Below are 17356 nucleotides of genomic sequence, written 5' to 3'. Positions count from 1 at the left end.
GTAGAAGTGAATAGTTGTTGACCAAGGTAAACGAGGGGTGTTGTGGGTTCACAAACTGCTGCTCAACGCAACTATTTCCCGGGCACCATTCACTACATCAACCCGCGCCTCGTCCCTCGCGATGAGGACGAAGTGCAGATCTCGGGGTTCGGCAAGGTCGTCCGTGGCATCGGGGTGTTGCTGTGCCTCTACGTGCTACTCACTGGCGTCAAGTTAATCACGACGGGAGTTCGTGACCTGGGCTATGCGGTGGTCGCCAACATCATGGACTACGCCACCCACCCAGTGCTCGCGATCCTGGTCGGCATCCTGATCACTTTTGGTGTGCAATCCTCCACCGTGATCACCACCATTGTGGTCGCGGCGGTCGGCTCTGGCGTGGTGCCCATCGAAACCGCGGTCATGCTGATCATGGGATCCAACATTGGTACCTGTTTCACCCCGCAACTCGTCGCATTCGGGTTCTTCCGCGATAAGCCCAAGTTTCAACGCGCCCTGAGCGCCACGATGACCACCTGGTGGTTCAATGTTTCCTTGGTAGCCTTCCTGTTCCCCCTCGAAGTTGCATTTCACCCCCTACGAGCGCTGTCTGACCAGCTCTCACGCTGGCTTTACGGTTGCACCACCATCACATTTAGTGTTAGCGGGCTTGTCGACGCCCTCATCCACCCAGTCGTGGAAGGAATAGGAACCAACGGACTGCTCGGCTACCTAGGGAGCCCCAACATTGCGGCGGCGGTATCGATCGGGCTCGGCGTGATCGCCATCATGATAACGATCCGTTTCACCACGGTGTTGCTCAGCGACATGACCGCCGCCAGCGCCCGTTTCGTGTTTGCTCATTCGGCAGAACAACCAGAAACCGCCGTCCAAATCAGGTCAGTCCTCACTGGCCTGGGGCTGACCCTCATGACGCAATCCTCGTCCGCCACCATCTGTTCCACTGTTCCCTTCGTGGGTACGAACACGCTGTCGCTCCGCAAGGCCTTCGGCATCGTCTTGGGAGCCAACCTGGGAACCACGATGTCCGCGATGATCGCCGCGTTCGCGGTCTCCGGGGGTTTTGGACAACTAGCTATGCAAGCGGCCTTCGTCCACGTCCTTTTCAACCTGATCGGCGTGGTGGCTGTGATGCTTATCCGGCCTCTCGGCCGTGGCATCATCACGCTGTCCACCACTGTCGCACGTCGCGCTGTAGGCGCCCCGCTGCCAGCTTTTATCGCTGTGCTGGCCACCTACATCCTCATCCCCTTTGGGGTTATCGCCCTGGTGGCGCTATTCTAGGCGTCCCTTCGGACCAGCAGAGCAACACCGACCACGTACACAACGAGCGCGATCGCAGCAAAGTACCACAGCGACCCCCAGTATCCCCACGGCGCTTCCTCAATCGCTTCGGCATAGTAAAACGCGCTCAGGTTCTTAAACGGCAAGTACGGCAATACCTTTTCCCCAAACTTCGGGATCATCGGCACAACCACGACCTCCACCACCATGAACCACGGCAAAATTATCATGATGGAGAACACTGCGCTCCGCACGATCCATGCCAATCCCTGCGCCAAAATGATGAACATGGTGGCATACACCGGTGTTTTCCACAGGTATTTTTGTGCTTCTGAGTTGCTGAGCAGCAACTCCGGCCCCAGCTCTGACCCCACGATCATCCGGGCCAGAGGGATAACGATGACCAGTGTAACCACGGTGAACACCGTAGCCACCAAGATCATGAGCAGCAGTTTCGCCAGCGCAACCACCAGGCGGTTCGGGGTCGCCTGAAAAGTCACGGACACCAACTTCTGGCCATATTCACTTGTCACTACCAGGATGGACATGATCGCCAGCACCAGTCCGCCAGCCAGGTTCACCACCTGCGCCAGGTCATGGGGAACCAACGTCGGCCCCGGACCGTCTCCCCTCGTGGACCGCATAATGGTGGCTACAAGGACGATGATGCCCACGGTCATCGCCGCGTACACGATCGCATTGCCCCAGAAGGCTTTGGTGGTGCGCAGCTTAGTAAATTCTGCGTTCAAAACATTGAGAAACATTAGCCCTGCTCCCCCACTGGTACATCGGTCCGGTATTGCACGGCATCTCCCGTCATTTCCATGAACGCATCCTCCAGAGACGCTTTACGCTCCGAAAGTTGCTTGAGTAAAATGCCCGTCGAGTAGGCAAGCGCCCCAATAAAGTCAGTGCTCTGCCCCGGAATGACCACCACCGAGCGGTTTTCTTCATCCTGTTCTTCCGTGAATTCGATCTGCTCTTCGTCGAGCACCATCTTGAACTCAGGAAGATGTTCCGTCCGAACCAGAACTGCCGACTGGGAAGAGTTCTTCACAAAGTCATACACCGTGGTCTCTGCAATCAGCCTGCCTTGACCAATGACCACTAGGTCATCCGCGGTGAGCGCCATCTCAGACAACATGTGAGAACTGACAAACACGCTCCGCCCTTCCGCAGCCAACGCTTTGAGGAAGCTACGGACCCAGCGGATTCCCTCTGGGTCCAAGCCGTTGACCGGCTCATCCAGCAGCAGCACACCAGGATCCCCGAGCAGCGCCGTGGCTAACCCCAAGCGCTGGCCCATACCGAGCGAGAACCCACCCGCGCGTTTGCCCGCCACGTCCGAAAGGCCTACTAAGCCGAGCACTTCATCCACGCGCGATGAGGGAATGCCGTTGGACTGAGCAATCCACCGCAAGTGATTAGCGGCGGAGCGGTTGGGATGGACGGCTTTGGCGTCGAGAAGCGCGCCCACCTCACGCAGCGGATTCTTCATATCTTTGTATCGCTGGCCGTTGATGAAGGCGCTGCCGCTGGTGGGGCTGTCCAGCCCCAAAATCATCCGCATGGTGGTGGATTTTCCGGCGCCGTTTGGTCCAAGGAAGCCCGTCACCACACCTGGCTTCACGGTAAAGGTGAGGTCATCCACTGCGCGCACACTGCCGTAGTGTTTGCTCAGATTCGCTACGTCAATCATGACCACCAGTGTGGCACAGGTTAGTTCCTAAGCTATCGCTAAGTGGTCATTTTGTGATTTTTCCACTCCTGGTAGCGGGCCAGGATCAGTGGCAGCGCTTCTTCGAAAGGCGGGATCAAGTCCAGCTTCGGCAGCTCAGGAATCGGAACCCACCGCAGCTCTAGTGATTCTTCATCTGCAACCACCGGCAATTGCTCTGGGGTAACCGCGATGACTGTGGTGTAGGTCCACCCGCCCGGCAGCTCGGGGCGCTCTGGATCCGCGGGATATGGTCCGGCGGTGACAATATCTGCGACAGTCTCAATGCGGTCCGTGGCAATGTTGGTTTCCTCCACGGCCTCCCGCAGCGCGCTCTGCGCCACCGTTTCGTGGGAATCCCGGGCCCCGCCAGGCACGCCCCACGTGCCACCGTTCGCGGTCCAGTACGCCCTGTGCTGCATCAGCACCGAGTCGGTATCGTATGCCACCAAGAACAACCCAGCGGCGCCCCACACACCCCAGCGCCTCGTGCCGTTAGGGCCCGCAGCCCAGCCATCTCCATCAGCGTGCATACCACTCACTGTAGCGCTGAAACGTTTGCTAGCGGGATGCCGATAAACCATGTTAGACAGTTGAAGTATCGACATTTTCAACTTGCTCCAACCTGGCCGCTGGCAGAAAGTACTATAGAAGCAACTATGACCGAGGTACAGCGCAGCAACGCTCCGGTGACCGTCGTGCTTGAAGACGCACCGGCTCGGCCTGCTGTGGCCACAGCAACGGACGTCTGGTTGAACTACCCCACCAGCGAAATCACCTCGCGGAAGATCTCCAATCGCTTGCGCGAATCTATGAGCTTGCCGGCGCTCTGGGGCAGGCGCATCCGCACCTTTGGTTCCACCACCATCGGCATGATGACGCTAATTACCATGGTGCTCACCGTCGCGATCTTGGCGGCGGGCGTCTCGATGGCGCAGTCCACGGAGAGTCGGCAAACTGCGCTCGCCTCCTTGATTAACAACACCGAGCCGATGTCCTCCACCGCCCAGGACCTTTACACGTCGCTTTCCCTCGCAGAAACCGTGGCGACCACTGGTTTTGTCCAGGCGGGAGTGGAGCTTCCGGAAAACCGGGAACGGTACCAGCGCGCAATCCAACGCGCCTCCGCGGCTGCGACTAAAACCACCGCGGGACTTGGACCTCAGCCCTCCCGGGAGCTGGAGCTGATTACCCAAATCCAGACGCAGCTGCCTGTTTACACCGGGTTAGTGGAAACCGCGCGTTCGAATAACCGCATGGGCAACCCCGTTGGCGCTGCTTATCTGGCGCAGGCCTCTTCGCTGATGCGTCTTACGATCCTGCCAGCCGCCAGGGAGTTGCTCGATAGTTCCAACCGCACGTTGAATGAGAAGCAGCGCAGCCTCACCGAGCCGCAGTGGGTGCCGATCTCCGGCCTGGTGGCGGCGCTGATCATGCTGTACTGGGCGCAGCGTTGGTTGGCAGTGCGCACTAGACGACGCCTCAACAAGGGATTCCTCACTGCCACCACATTCATGGCCATTGCGTTGCTATGGGTGACTATTTCTAACGGATACACCTGGTATTCCGGTTCCAAGGGCTACCAGGAAGCGGCCGCCCCGCTCAGTGCGTTGACGAATGCCCGTGTGCTGTCTCAGCAAGCACGCACGGGCGAAACCTTGGCACTGGTGCGTCGCGAAACCTCCGCCCAGACCATTGAGGGCTTCGACGTCATCATGATGAAGGTACAGGCCGAGCTGAATCACTACCAAGACTCCTCTCTCAGCAACCACGACGACAACGCTGCGGAAGCTAATACCGTGGAAACAGCACTGCAGGATTGGCAGGCCTCCCACGAGCGGCTCCGCCGAGCAGTGGACCAAGGCGAGTACAGCGAAGCCAGCACCATTGCGTTCCACTCCCCGGACAGAAAAACACCCGAGCATGATGGCACCACGGCCGAATACTTTGACACGGTGGACTCCGGGCTCGCGCGTCTCATTCAAGACGCCCGACTCTCCCTCCGCACGTATTTGGACAGTGGTTTGATGGCCACCCGCTGGGTGTCCACGCTGGTACTTATCTTGTCGATCGCTTCGGTAGCCGCATTGTGGCTTGGCATCCGACCTCGGCTGCAGGAGTACCTATGATGAAAAAATTGCTGACTGCTCTCCTACCAGCAGTATTAGTTGCTAGCTGCACCAACCCTGAGGTGATTCCGTACGCGCCTACCCCGGCGACCTACCAGCCGGTTTTTCCCGCTGGCGCCACGTTTGAGCCGGCGGGTTCGGTACCGGCCAACCCGCCGTTGTTGGATAACCTGCTGGGTAGTTTGCGTCCGGATGACCGGAAACCAGAGGACCGGGTGCCGGGCATCGTCGGCCGGGGCAGGTTGATCGTGGGGGTGGACCAGTCGCAGAACCTGCTGAGTTTCCGTGATCCCGTTACCGGTGAGCTGCGTGGCTTTGAGGTCGAACTAGCTCGCGAGATCGCACGTGATATTTTCGGCAGCCCCGACAAGGTCGATTTCCGGTTCGTAGATAGCCAGGACACCGTCAAGTTGCTGGAATCCGGGCAGGTAGACATCATGCTGCGGTCCCTATCCATCACTCGCCACACCCAGGATCAGATGTTCTTTTCGGTGCCGTATCTGTCCACCGGCACCCGCATGCTGGTGATGGAGTCATCCGGGCTCGGATCTGTGGAGGATTTGGGCGGGCGTACTGCGTGTGCGCTGAAAGACTCCACGGCGATTCAGCTGATCCGCCAGTACAATCCGCGGTCAAACATCATGGCGACGAACTCGTGGTCAGACTGTTTGGTGCTGCTGCAGCAGGGAAATGTGGACGCTATCGTCGCCCATGACACGATTTTGGCGGGAATGGCCGCCCAGGACCCATATCTGCGGATCGTCGGAAGGTCCCTGAGCTTGGAGAACTTTGGCGTCGGTATCGCCAAGCCGGGCTCGCGGCATGATACGACAGGACTGATTCGTCAGGTCAATTCCACTATTGAGCGCATCGTCGCCGACGGCACCTGGTGGGACATTTACAACCGCTGGCTAGCCAGCTACCAGTTCATTAAGGGCCCACCACCCATCATTTATCGCGCAGAAGGGGATCACCAGTGACTGAGGAGAATGCACACACCGAAGCCGTCCCTTACAATCCCTTCGCCGACGATGACACCAGTGGCCAAATCCGCGCGCTGGTCGAAGACCTCGATCACCTGCGCGACTCCGTCACCCACACCTCCGCGGTTCCCTTCGACCCGTTCGCGGATGATGAAGACGAAGACGATGTTGAGCTAGATACCGCAGCTGTCCTTGCTGTTGCGGGCGTTCCGGATGCTACTGAGTCGGAGGATGTGAGCAGCCGGAGCCGTCGTGAAGCACTGTCTACGTTCCGTCAGCGCCGCGGGACGACGCGCGCCGGCCGCACCGTGGCCGACGGCATGGTGCAACTGCCCTTCGTCGCGTTGACCAACGCCCAGGATGCTGTGATCGAACCGGACCCGTCGGTTGAGCCGCCGACGCTGCAGCCCGGCGATATGGTCGCTGGCCAATACGAGGTTCTTGGCGTGATCGCGCACGGCGGCATGGGCTGGATCTACCTGGCTAATGACCGCAATGTCTCTGGCCGGTGGGTGGTGCTCAAGGGCATGATTTCAGGTGGCAACCCGCGCGATCACGGTACCGCCGAGGCCGAGCGGGAGTTCCTGGCGGATATCACGCACCCGGAGATTGTGAAGATTTATAACTTCATCGACGATCCGCGCGTGCCGGGTGGGTTCATTGTCATGGAGTACGTGGGCGGGCCGTCGCTGCTGGATCGACGGCGTGAACAACCCGGCAATGTGTTCCCGGTTGACATCGCCATCGCCTACATTCTGGAGATCCTGCCGGCGCTCGAATACCTGCACTCGCGCGGCGTGGTGTACAACGACCTGAAGCCGGACAACATCATCGTCACGGAAGACCAGGTGAAGTTGATTGATCTGGGCGCGGTTTCCGGTATCGGTGCCTTCGGCTACATTTACGGCACCAAGGGGTATCAAGCACCGGAGGTGGCCAGCTCGGGCCCGTCCGTCGCATCTGATATTTACACCGTGGGCCGGACCCTTGCGTCGTTGGTGTGCTCGCTCCCCGTGGTAGACGGCCACTTCGCCCCAGGGCTACCAACTCCATTCGAAGAACCACTGTTTCGCAGGCACTTATCGCTGTACCGTTTATTGCTGCGCGCCACCCATGAGGACCCAACCCAGCGGTTCCGCGACATCCACGAGCTCCGCACCCAGCTGTACGGCGTGCTCCGCGAAATCATCGCGGTCCGCGACGGGAAGCAATACCCCGCGCAGCACTCCCTGTTTTCCCCGCAACGTACCACCTTCGGCACGAAACACCTGGTGTTTCGCACCGACCAGCTTATCGACGGCATTGAGCGCACAGTCCGCATCACCTCACCGGAAGTCGTGGCTGCCCTACCCACCCCGCTGATTGACCGCACCGACACGGGTGCCGCCCTACTTTCTGGTTCTTCCTATGCTGAACCTTCCGAAGCGCTCGAAACGCTCCGCGGGGCTATGCAAAACCCGGAGTACGAAGGGTCAGCCGAGATCCCGCTCGGGGTGGTCCGCGCACTCCTTGACCTCGGTTTTGTTGCTGAGGCCCGCAACTGGCTGAGCTCCCTGGCTGCCATGTTGGAACCTGACTGGCGTTTCCAATGGCATTCGGGGATCACTGCGCTGCTCCTCGACGACTTCGCCACCGCCCAAATCCACTTCAACAACGTGCTCACCATCCTGCCGGGCGAGGCCGCCCCGAAGTTGGCGCTGGCCGCCGTCGATGAGCTACTCCTGCAACAAGCCGACCTGCAGTCCACTGCCCTGCTGACCCCGGACGTCGCAAAGGCAACAGCAGAGCTCGGCTCCTCCATGGCCGACCTCGACATCGCCTTCCTTGACAGCCTCGAAAACACCTGGTCACACGTCACCCAAGACCCAATGGCCCTGCGCTTCCACTCCCTCCGGCTTTACCGACTCGTCTGGGCCACCAACCCCACCACCGTCTCCTCTGCCTTCGGCATGTCCCGGCAGCTCATGGCCGAAAACCACCTCGAGCTCGCCGTCAGCGCCCTCGACCGAGTCCCCCAAAACTCCCGCCACCACCGCATGGCAAAACTCACCACCATCCTCCTGCTCATCAGCGACAACCTCACCGAATCCCGCATCCGCCGCGCTTCCCGACGCCTCGAAGAAATCCCCACCAACGAACCCCGCCTGCTCCAGATCCGCATCGCAGTCCTCGGCGCAGCCCTTACCTGGCTCCGCACCAACAACCTCGACCAAGCCGCCAGCCCCAACGATCTCTTCGACCACCCCTTCACCCAACGAGGACTACGCACCGGACTCGACGAAAACCTCCGACTCCTCGCCCGCTCCGCCCCCTTCGCCCGCCACCGCTACGCACTCGTAGACATGGCAAACGCGGTGCGGCCCACGACGTGGTTTTAGTGGGGCACCGCGTCCCCGCGAAATTTAGCGTACCGATGGGATTTTCCGAGCCGTTTTCGTCCCATCCGTACGCTCGATTTCCGCGTGGGCTAGTTTTCCTCCCCCGAGGGATCCTTTTGAGTGGGTTGCACAGTCTAACTAAGTGTGAGCACTTTTAATTTTGACATTCATCCACAGCGTTTCTCTGACCTGAAGCGTTCTGATATCCGTTCGGGACGATGGGTCCCTTTTGTCCCGGGGATTTATGTGCCTCGGGGTTGTTCCGTCAATCGGATCGGTGCGGCCCGGGCATTGCATTTACGATATCCGACGGCAACAATCGGCGGTTATGCTGCACTTTTATTCCACGGTGTGCCGTTTTGGGGAGACTCTGCGATAGCGCTCGGCCATGTGGTTTCGAATCATGCGCGCGTCGATCCGCATTTCCGGTTGCTCCGCGGCACGGAGTTTTCCCCGTTCTCTGGACTCGACCCCGCCTACCCCGAACTGACCTGCACAGATGTCGCGACAGCCACAGTGGATTGCCTGGTCGACCTGGCAAAGGAACGAGAGCAATGGTGGACCACTATCATCCCAGGCATGTCGCTTCCCGACGTCCGCTGCATCCACATCATTGATGCTGCCCGCAATTACGCCGGGCTCACCAACACCCAGCTACGCAAAGCTGCTCGCCACCGCTTTGATCGATGCAGGTTATCACGGCTGCTTAAACACTCGATCCCCAATTCAGGATCGCCCCAGGAAACCACACTCCGGTTGCTTTTAACGCAGATCTTCCCCGGACTGGTGTGCCAACACGAAGTGCGGAACGGCTCAAAACTAGTCACCGTCATTGACTTCGCTTGGCCCATGCTCAAGGTCGCCATCTACTACGACGGACACCACCACAACATTGTGTCAACAGCAAACCGCGACAAAGAAATCGATGCCTACCTGCAAGAAAACGGGTGGCGAGTACTTCGCGTCACCAAATCAATGGTCACTCCGGAACGCCGGGATCAGTTGTTGTGGCGGGTCGGGAAGTTGATCGCGCTGGCACACAAAATTTAGCGTACGGATGGTACAAAAATTGCGAATTTCGTCCCATCCGTACGCTAAATTCCGCCTAGCAACCACTACGCCAACGCCACGGCGTACCGCGCGATTGCCAGCTCTTCGTTGGTCGGCACGACGCAGATCTTGACTTTGGATTCGGGTGCGGAGATGATCCGTGGTTCGGAGGATCGGATCTCGTTGAGTTCTGGGTCGATGATGATGCCGAATTCTTCCATGTCGGCGAGCGCATCGGCTCGGACGTGGAAGTCGTTTTCGCCGACGCCTGCGGTGAAGGTGATGGCGTCGACGCGACCGAGGGCGATCATGTAGGCGCCGATGTATTTACGCAGGTTGTGGATGTAGATGTTGTAGGCGAGCCAGGCGTCCTGGTCCTCTTCTTCAATCATGGCGCGCAGTTCGCGGAAGTCGTTAACTCCGGAGATGCCTTTCACGCCGGATTTTTTGTTGAGGAGGGTGTCTACTTCATCTACGGACATGCCGTTTCGCAGCAGGTGGAACACGATGCCGGGGTCGATATCGCCGGAGCGGGTGCCCATGACGATGCCGGCGAGTGGCGTCATGCCCATAGAGGTGTCTACGGCGCGGCCGTTGTGAACTGCGGAAATGGAGGCGCCGTTGCCGAGGTGGCACACGATCTGCCGGGTGTGGTCGGCTTCGCGGCCGATGAGGTCCGGGACCTGCTGGGATACGTATTCGTGGCTGGTGCCGTGGAAGCCGTACCGACGAATGCCTTGGGATCCTGCTACTTCTGCGTTGATCGCGTAGAGCGCGGCCGCTGGTGGCAGGGAGTGGAAGAAGCCGGTGTCGAAGACCGCGACGTGCGGAATGTCTGGCAGTAGTTCGCGGGCGACTTCGATGCCGATGATGTTCGCCGGATTGTGCAGCGGCGCAAGCGGGATGAGGTCGCGGACCATCCCGAGAATCTCATCGGTAATGACGGCAGGCTGGGAGAACAGCAAACCGCCGTGCACCACACGGTGACCGACAGCGGTGATGTCCAGGGAGGATGGGCCGATGCCGTGTTCGTCCAGCATTTCGAAGACGCGCCCCAGGCCAACGCTGTGGTCTTCAAGCGGCAGCTCCTCGACCCACTTCTCGCCAGCATGCTTAATGGTGATGCGACCGACTGGCTCGCCAACCTGCTCCACCAGGCCAGAGGCGAAGGGGTCGTCGGTGGCGTCGGCGGTTGGGTCGATGATCTGGAACTTGATCGAGGACGATCCAGAGTTCAGTACGAGGGCTAGCGTCACTGAGCACCTCCCGCTTGGATGGCCGTAATGGCCACGGTGTTGATGATGTCTGGGACGGTTGCACCTCGGGAAAGGTCGTTGACCGGCTTGTTCAGACCCTGCAGGATTGGGCCAACGGCGAGGGCGTGTCCGGTGCGCTGCGCCGTCTTGTAGCCGATGTTGCCGGCTTCGAGGTCTGGGAAGATGAAAATGTTGGCGCGACCTGCGACCTCAGAGTTTGGCATCTTCTTTGCTGCGACTCCCGGGTCGACGGCGGCATCGAACTGCAGTGGGCCGTCGACAAGCAGTGCAGGGTTAAGCTCGCGTGCCTTCGCGACGGCGGCAGCGCAGCGATCCACGTCCGGGCCGCTACCCGACGTGCCGGTGGAGTAGGACAGCATCGCCACGCGCGGGTCGAGGCCAAATTGGGAGGCGGTGCGTGCGGATACGGCGGCGATCTCGCCGAGCTGGTCGGCGGTCGGGTTCGGGTTCACGGCGCAGTCACCGAATGCCCACAGGCGGCCACGCATGACCATGAGGAAGATGGAGGACACCACGGACGCATCCGGGGCCGTCTTGATGATCTGGAAGGACGGCTTGATGGTGTGCGCGGTGGTGTGGTTGGCGCCGGAGACCATGCCATCGGCGAGGCCCTTGTGCACCATCATGGTGCCAAAGTATGAGATATCTCGCATTGTTTCGCGAGCCTGCTCTTCGGTGACGCCCTTGTGCTTGCGCATCTCGTAGAAATCGGCGGCGAATTCCTCGGCCAACGGGGAGGTCAGGTGGTCCACGATGTTGGCCTTGGATAGGTCAAGGCCCAGCTCGTCAGCGCGCGCCTTCACGACGCCCGGCTCACCCAAAATCGTAAGCTTCACCGTATCGTCTACCAGCAAAAAGTGTGCTGCCTCCAGGATGCGATCGTCGTCGCCTTCCGGGAGCACGATGTGCGTGCCTGCTTCGCGGGCACGCCCCAGCAGCCAATCCGCAAACACTTCCGCACTCATGACGGGTTCTACTGCAACATCAAGGTTCGGTACTGGCTGATCTGCGCTGAATACCCCGAGCACCGTCGCCCCGAGTTCCTGGGCATGCAGCACGGATAGATCCGCGCGTGGAGTGCGCTCATCAGCGAGAATGAGCATCCCCACGCCGAGTGCTGCGGCGGCCTTTGCGTCGTAGTCAATGGAGCCGGTGCCGGTGAGGAGGACTGGGCCGTCGGCAAGCGGGCGTGATGCGAGGATCTCGGAGAGCTCCATGACACCGTCAGCGAGCGGGCGGACGCGCATTCCGTTGGCCTGGGCCAATGCGTCGTAATCGTAGCCATCGAGAGTGCGTCCGACCGAGGTGAGCAGGACTGAGTTGGTCATGCTATCCCTTTCTAGTGACTGAATAAGGCACAATCATGAAGTGCCGTGTGATTCACAACGGAATCTTACAGAAAGTGTGGCGTTTCGACACTCGTTTTACCGTTCAGCAACCTTTAGCAAACTCCGAAAATTTGGTATGCTAGCAGGTCGAATTAAATCCAGAACTAAACAAAGGATGCTAGCCACCTATGTCTCGACCGCTTCGTGTTGCTGTGATCGGCGCCGGCCCAGCCGGAATCTATGCTTCTGACATTCTGATGAAGTCTGGACAAGAGGTGAGCATCGACCTCTTCGAGCGCATGCCCGCTCCGTTCGGTCTCATCCGTTATGGTGTCGCCCCGGACCACCCACGTATTAAAGGCATCGTAAATTCGCTGCACCGGGTGCTGGATCGTGAGGAGCTGCGCCTGCTCGGTAACGTCAACATCGGCAAGGATGTGACCGTCGATGAGCTGCGTGAATTCTACGACGCCATTATCTTCTCCACCGGCGCCACCTTGGACCGAGACCTTGACATCCCTGGTATTGACCTCGACGGTTCTTACGGCGCCGCCGACTTCGTTGGTTTCTACGACGGCAACCCGAACTTCAAGCGCACCTGGGATCTGTCCGCCACCTCCACCGCCGTGATCGGCGTGGGCAACGTGGGCCTGGACGTGGCTCGTATCCTCGCTAAGACCGCGGACGAGCTGCATGTCACCGAAATCCCGGACAACGTGTACGAAACCTTGAAGGAAAACAAGGCTACCGAAATTCACGTGTTCGGTCGCCGTGGCCCAGCCCAGGCCAAGTTCACCCCGCTGGAACTGAAGGAACTGGACCACTCCCCAACCATCGAAGTCATCGTGGATCCAGAGGACATCGACTACGACGAAGCCTCCATTGAGGCACGCCACGCCTCCAAGTCTGTGGATCTGGTGTGCCAGACCCTGGAAGGGTACGCCATGCGCGAGCCAAAGGGTGCACCCCACAAGCTATACATTCACTTCTTCGAATCCCCAGTGGAGATCATTGGAGAAAACGGCCGCGTGACTGCGTTCAAGACGGAGCGCATGGAGCTCGACGGCTCCGGCGGAGTGAAGGGCACCGGCAAGTTTACCGAATGGCCAGTGCAGTCGGTCTACCGCGCCGTGGGCTACAAGTCCGACGAGATGCCCGAGGTCCCATTCGACCCAGCCAAGAATGTCATCCGTAACGATGGTGGCCACGTCATCACTCATGAAGGCGAAATCGTTCCGGGCCTGTACACCACCGGCTGGATTAAGCGCGGCCCGGTGGGGTTGATTGGCAACACCAAGTCCGATGCTAAGGAAACCACCGACATGCTGCTCGCGGACTACGCGGACGGCAAGCTGACCCCGGCTGCATCCCCAGAGCCGGACGCTGTCACCGCGTTCCTGGATTCCCGCAATATCCCATTTACCACCTGGGATGGCTGGTACCAGCTCGATGCCGCCGAGAAGGCGCTGGGCGAAGCCGAGGGCCGCAAGCGGAAGAAGATTGTGGAATGGGACGAGATGGTGAAGCATTCCCGTAAGAACATTGCGGATAGCTAACCACCCCCTTTTCACCTGCAGCTAACGTCGGCAAAACCACATGCAGTTTTTTCACGCTGTGGTTTTGGCCGACTTTTTGCGTTATTTTTCGCGTCAAGGTGGCTAACCTCATTACACTTTTCCCTATGAGTTACCACTTCGAAGTTTCGCAGCTCAAGGACCTCTCCGCTCTCGATGTACACGAGGTGTACAAGTTGCGCGTGGGCATTTTCGTGGAAGAGCAAAACACCGCCTACAAAGAAGTGGACGAGATCGACGCTTTGCCGACCACTCGCCACATCCTGGTGTGGTCCTCTGAGAACAAGGAAGAACTGCTGGGCAACATTCGCGTGTACGAATGTGAAGTTGACGGAAAAGATGTCATGCGCCTGGGGCGCGTCTGCGTTGCCGAGTCCGAGCGTGGCACGGGACTGGCGAAGAAGCTGATGGAGTTCACCATCAACTTCGCTGATGAGACGTACCCGGATAAGGACCTGGTGCTGGACGCCCGCACTCCGTTGGTGGGCTGGTATGAGAAGTTCGGCTTCCGCCAGATCGCCGAGGAGTACCCGTTCGCGGACATCACGCTCACCCCGATGATGAAACTGCACTAGTATGCTCGTCGCCCAGCTTGATGACCTCACACCTCGCCAGGTGTGGGAGCTTCTGAAATTGCGTGTCGATGTGTTCGTGGTGGAGCAACACTGCCCCTACCAGGAGATCGACAGCATTGACCTCACCGCGATGCACATCCTGGCGTACGACGGCCCGCTGGTCGGTTATGCCCGCGTGTACGCCGAGGAGGGAGTGTGGCACCTGGGGCGGCTCTGCGTCGGTAAGCAGGCGCGCGGCACGGGGCTGGCACAGGAGATCATGCACAGGGCACTGCAGCTTTGCGACGGCCCGGTCGAGCTCACCGCTCAAACCCCACTGGTGTCCTGGTACGAGGCGTTCGGCTTTGAGGTCTCGGGCGAGGAATTCGACTGGGACGGCATCCCTCATACCCCGATGCGCAAAAAGTTTCTGCGATAATTCTCACGGTTACAATGATGTAATTCAGTTCTAGGGTTGGGGTTATGACTGTCATTGACCCCACCGCCACTATCAACGAATATCTCAGCCGCGAAGACTGGCGGGTCAACGCGAACGCCAACCAGGACTACTCCCTCGGCGGGTTGATCCTCAACGCCAGCGGCAAAATGATCGCCAATTACTGGCTCGACAACGTCTTCACCCCGGAGGCTGCCGCCGCCCACCGCGACGGCGACATCCACATCCATGACCTGGACATGCTCGGTGGATATTGTGCCGGCTGGTCCCTGCGTGCACTGCTCACCGAAGGGTTCGGTGGGGTGCCCGGCGCAATCTCCTCGAAGCCGCCCCGCCACCTGTCCAGCGCCCTCGGGCAGATGGTGAACTTCTTGGGCACCTTGCAGAACGAATGGGCCGGGGCCCAAGCGTTCTCCTCCTTTGACACCTACCTCGCGCCTTACGTGCGGCTCGACGGCTTGGGCTACGAGCAGGTGCACCAGGCGATCCAGGAATTCGTCTTCAACCTGAATGTGCCGTCCCGCTGGGGAACCCAAACCCCATTCACGAACGTCACGTTGGACTGGGTGTGCCCCGCGGACCTCGCGGAGGATTACCCGATCGTGGGCGACGAGCCATGCGACTTCACCTATGGCGAGCTACAGGCCGAGATGGACCTGATTAACCGCGCCTTCATTGATGTGCTGTCCGAGGGCGACGCCGACGGCCGCCCCTTCACCTTCCCCATCCCGACCTACAACATCACTCGCGACTTTGACTGGGACTCCGAAAACGCCCAGGCGCTGTTCACGATGACCGCGAAGTACGGGCTCCCTTACTTCCAGAACTTTATTAATTCGGAGCTGAACCCCGGTGACATCCGCTCCATGTGCTGCCGTCTGCAGCTCGACCTTCGCGAGCTGCTGAAACGAGGAAACGGCCTGTTTGGTTCCGCGGAGCAAACCGGATCGATCGGCGTGGTGACCCTCAACTGCGCTCGGCTCGGGTTCACGTGCGAAACGGAAGGAGAGATCCTCGCTGAGGTGACGAGGTTGGTGGGGCTGGGCGTCGATACGCTTGAGCGCCGACGCGCGACCGTAACCCGCCTGCTTGAGCAGGGCCTTTACCCCTACACCGCGCGCTGGCTCCCCAGCCTCGACAACCACTTCTCCACCATCGGCGTCAACGGCGTCAATGAGATGATCCGCAACCTGACCGGCGGCACAATCGCCACCGACCCCGACATCGCGCTGCGGCTCCTCGACCACATTCGCGCCCTCCTCGTCGAAGCACAAGAAACCACCGGTCACCTCTACAACCTGGAGGCCACCCCCGCCGAAGGCGCCACCTACCGCTTCGCCAGGGCAGATGCTGCGCGCTACCCAGGAATCATCCAAGCCGGCACCGCCGAGGAACCCTACTACACCAACTCCACCCAGCTGCCCGTCTCCCACACCCCGGACCCATTCCGGGCGCTAGAGCTCCAAGACGAGCTGCAACGCAAATACACCGGCGGCACCGTCCTGCACCTCTACATGGGCGCCTACCTTTCCTCCGGCAAGGAATGCGCGCTCCTGGTCAAACGGGCCCTATCAAACTTCTCGCTCCCCTATGTCACCATCACCCCGACCTACTCCATCTGCCCGCAGCATGGCTACCTCGCGGGAGAAGTCCCGGTATGTTCCTGTGGCTCCCCCACCGAGGTATGGACCCGCGTGATGGGATACTTCCGCCCGGTGGCCAGCTTCAACACCGGCAAGAAGGGCGAATTCCATGAGCGCGTCTACTTCGCCTCCTGACCTCCCCATCGCCGGAGTCATTCCCTTCTCCGCCACCGACTGGCCAGGACACCTCACCATCACAGCCTTCACCCAAGGCTGCCCCCTGACCTGCTACTACTGCCACAACCCGGCCCTGCAACAGGTCGGGCCAGGCGTTAAGTTTCCGTGGTCCTTGCTGGAACAACGACGCGGACTTATCGACGCCCTCGTCATCTCCGGCGGCGAACCCACCATGCACCCAGGGCTTGGCTCCTTCATAGCTACCGTGCATTCGCGCGGATACCCCGTGGGCCTGCACACCAGCGGATACCGACCAAAAGCAATCGCCACGCTCTTGGCCTCGGAAAACACCCGACCCGACTGGGTGGGGCTCGATGTGAAATGCCTGCCCGGCTCATCTTCCGAGGTTGGGCTCACCCCACGAGCTGCAGCCGGAAGCTGGCAGTCCCTCGAGCTGCTCACCGACGCCGACGTTCCCTTACAAGTACGCACCACGGTGTGGCCCGGCTCTGTCTTGGAAGCCGAATTGCCATTGCTCCAGCAGCGCGTCGCCAGCTACGGGCATCACCTTGTCGTGCAACAAGCCCGCGGAGTGGATGCCAACGGGCGGTATCAGGTGGCTTGAGGATTCTTGGGGTGTGGTTTGGGGCTTGGTTTGGGGTGTGGTTTGGGGCTTGGTTTGGGGCTTGGTTTGGGGCTTGGTTTGGGGCTTCACACCGGCCACTTTGGCCTCATTATTTGCAGCCCGTAGGCGCTGCTGGTCGGCTGCCCTCGTTGGCCCCGACATTACCCTCCCGAAGTTCGGGCTCGTCGCAGCGTTTTTGAGGCAACCTCGGGGGCGTAATGTCGGGCTCGAGGCTCTGTC

The 17356-nt window shown here is 60.0% G+C and carries 15 protein-coding genes; 10 read left to right on the top strand and 5 right to left on the bottom strand.

Annotated elements, in window-relative coordinates; genetic code table 11:
* The first annotated feature begins 42 nt into the window (after positions 1–42).
* The gene (locus ACZ6ZO_RS10990) at positions 43–1284 is read left to right on the top strand and encodes a Na/Pi symporter (protein WP_465292625.1); all 1242 of its coding nucleotides are present in this window, start codon (positions 43–45) and stop codon (positions 1282–1284) included.
* Here ACZ6ZO_RS10990 and ACZ6ZO_RS10985 read toward each other — a convergent pair.
* The 3 genes from ACZ6ZO_RS10985 to ACZ6ZO_RS10975 are packed head-to-tail and all read right to left on the bottom strand — an operon-like array spanning position 1281 to position 3534.
* Positions 1281–2048: a hypothetical protein gene (locus tag ACZ6ZO_RS10985; RefSeq protein WP_417925892.1), complete on the bottom strand. Its 768-nt coding sequence runs from the start codon at positions 2046–2048 to the stop codon at positions 1281–1283. The genes ACZ6ZO_RS10990 and ACZ6ZO_RS10985 overlap by 4 nt on opposite strands.
* Positions 2048–2983, bottom strand: coding sequence for an ABC transporter ATP-binding protein (locus tag ACZ6ZO_RS10980; protein WP_182385351.1), 936 nt, complete (start codon positions 2981–2983; stop codon positions 2048–2050). The genes ACZ6ZO_RS10985 and ACZ6ZO_RS10980 overlap by 1 nt, the downstream gene beginning before the upstream one ends.
* A 38-nt stretch (positions 2984–3021) precedes the next feature.
* A complete protein-coding gene (locus tag ACZ6ZO_RS10975) occupies positions 3022–3534 on the bottom strand; it encodes an NUDIX domain-containing protein (RefSeq protein ID WP_182385350.1) in 513 nt (170 codons plus the stop codon).
* A gap of 126 nt (positions 3535–3660) precedes the next feature.
* On the opposite strand from ACZ6ZO_RS10975, the gene ACZ6ZO_RS10970 reads away from it, so the two are divergent.
* From ACZ6ZO_RS10970 to ACZ6ZO_RS10955, 4 genes are all read left to right on the top strand, one after another.
* Entirely contained in the window at positions 3661–5130 is a 1470-nt protein-coding gene (locus ACZ6ZO_RS10970; protein WP_182385349.1) for a hypothetical protein, read from the top strand.
* A complete protein-coding gene (locus ACZ6ZO_RS10965; protein ID WP_465292622.1) occupies positions 5127–6110 on the top strand; it encodes a glutamate ABC transporter substrate-binding protein in 984 nt (327 codons plus the stop codon). Before ACZ6ZO_RS10970 ends, ACZ6ZO_RS10965 begins: the two co-directional genes overlap by 4 nt.
* The gene (locus ACZ6ZO_RS10960) at positions 6107–8491 is read left to right on the top strand and encodes a serine/threonine protein kinase (RefSeq protein WP_465292620.1); all 2385 of its coding nucleotides are present in this window, start codon (positions 6107–6109) and stop codon (positions 8489–8491) included. The genes ACZ6ZO_RS10965 and ACZ6ZO_RS10960 overlap by 4 nt, the downstream gene beginning before the upstream one ends.
* A gap of 144 nt (positions 8492–8635) precedes the next feature.
* On the top strand, positions 8636–9541 hold the full coding sequence (locus tag ACZ6ZO_RS10955; protein ID WP_182385346.1) for an endonuclease domain-containing protein: 906 nt from the start codon (positions 8636–8638) through the stop codon (positions 9539–9541).
* A gap of 65 nt (positions 9542–9606) precedes the next feature.
* On the opposite strand, the gene ACZ6ZO_RS10950 is transcribed toward ACZ6ZO_RS10955, so the two are convergent.
* Both ACZ6ZO_RS10950 and pta read right to left on the bottom strand, forming a co-directional pair.
* Positions 9607–10797 (bottom strand): acetate kinase, encoded by a 1191-nt coding sequence (locus ACZ6ZO_RS10950; protein WP_465292617.1) that lies wholly within the window; start codon positions 10795–10797, stop codon positions 9607–9609.
* The gene (pta, locus tag ACZ6ZO_RS10945; protein ID WP_465292615.1) at positions 10794–12146 is read right to left on the bottom strand and encodes a phosphate acetyltransferase; all 1353 of its coding nucleotides are present in this window, start codon (positions 12144–12146) and stop codon (positions 10794–10796) included. The genes ACZ6ZO_RS10950 and pta overlap by 4 nt, the downstream gene beginning before the upstream one ends.
* 188 nt (positions 12147–12334) lie before the next feature.
* Between pta and ACZ6ZO_RS10940 the strand changes: the two genes are divergently transcribed.
* The 5 genes from ACZ6ZO_RS10940 to ACZ6ZO_RS10920 all read left to right on the top strand — a co-directional run bounded on the left by ACZ6ZO_RS10940 (position 12335) and on the right by ACZ6ZO_RS10920 (position 17116).
* Complete coding sequence (locus ACZ6ZO_RS10940; protein ID WP_465292613.1) at positions 12335–13702, top strand: FAD-dependent oxidoreductase; 1368 nt, start codon at positions 12335–12337, stop codon at positions 13700–13702.
* 125 nt (positions 13703–13827) lie between these two features.
* Positions 13828–14295 carry a GNAT family N-acetyltransferase gene (locus tag ACZ6ZO_RS10935; protein WP_182385342.1) on the top strand — a complete coding sequence of 156 codons (468 nt, stop codon included), beginning with the start codon at positions 13828–13830 and terminating at the stop codon, positions 14293–14295.
* Between the two features lies 1 nt (position 14296).
* Positions 14297–14713 (top strand): GNAT family N-acetyltransferase, encoded by a 417-nt coding sequence (locus tag ACZ6ZO_RS10930; RefSeq protein WP_465292611.1) that lies wholly within the window; start codon positions 14297–14299, stop codon positions 14711–14713.
* A gap of 44 nt (positions 14714–14757) precedes the next feature.
* On the top strand, positions 14758–16509 hold the full coding sequence (locus ACZ6ZO_RS10925) for a ribonucleoside triphosphate reductase (RefSeq protein WP_465292609.1): 1752 nt from the start codon (positions 14758–14760) through the stop codon (positions 16507–16509).
* A complete protein-coding gene (locus ACZ6ZO_RS10920) occupies positions 16484–17116 on the top strand; it encodes an anaerobic ribonucleoside-triphosphate reductase activating protein (RefSeq protein WP_182385339.1) in 633 nt (210 codons plus the stop codon). The genes ACZ6ZO_RS10925 and ACZ6ZO_RS10920 overlap by 26 nt, the downstream gene beginning before the upstream one ends.
* Positions 17117–17356 lie beyond the last annotated feature (240 nt).

The sequence above is a fragment of the Corynebacterium sp. NPDC104732 genome, from assembly GCF_055583565.1.
This window is presented reverse-complemented; position numbering and strand designations above follow the sequence as displayed.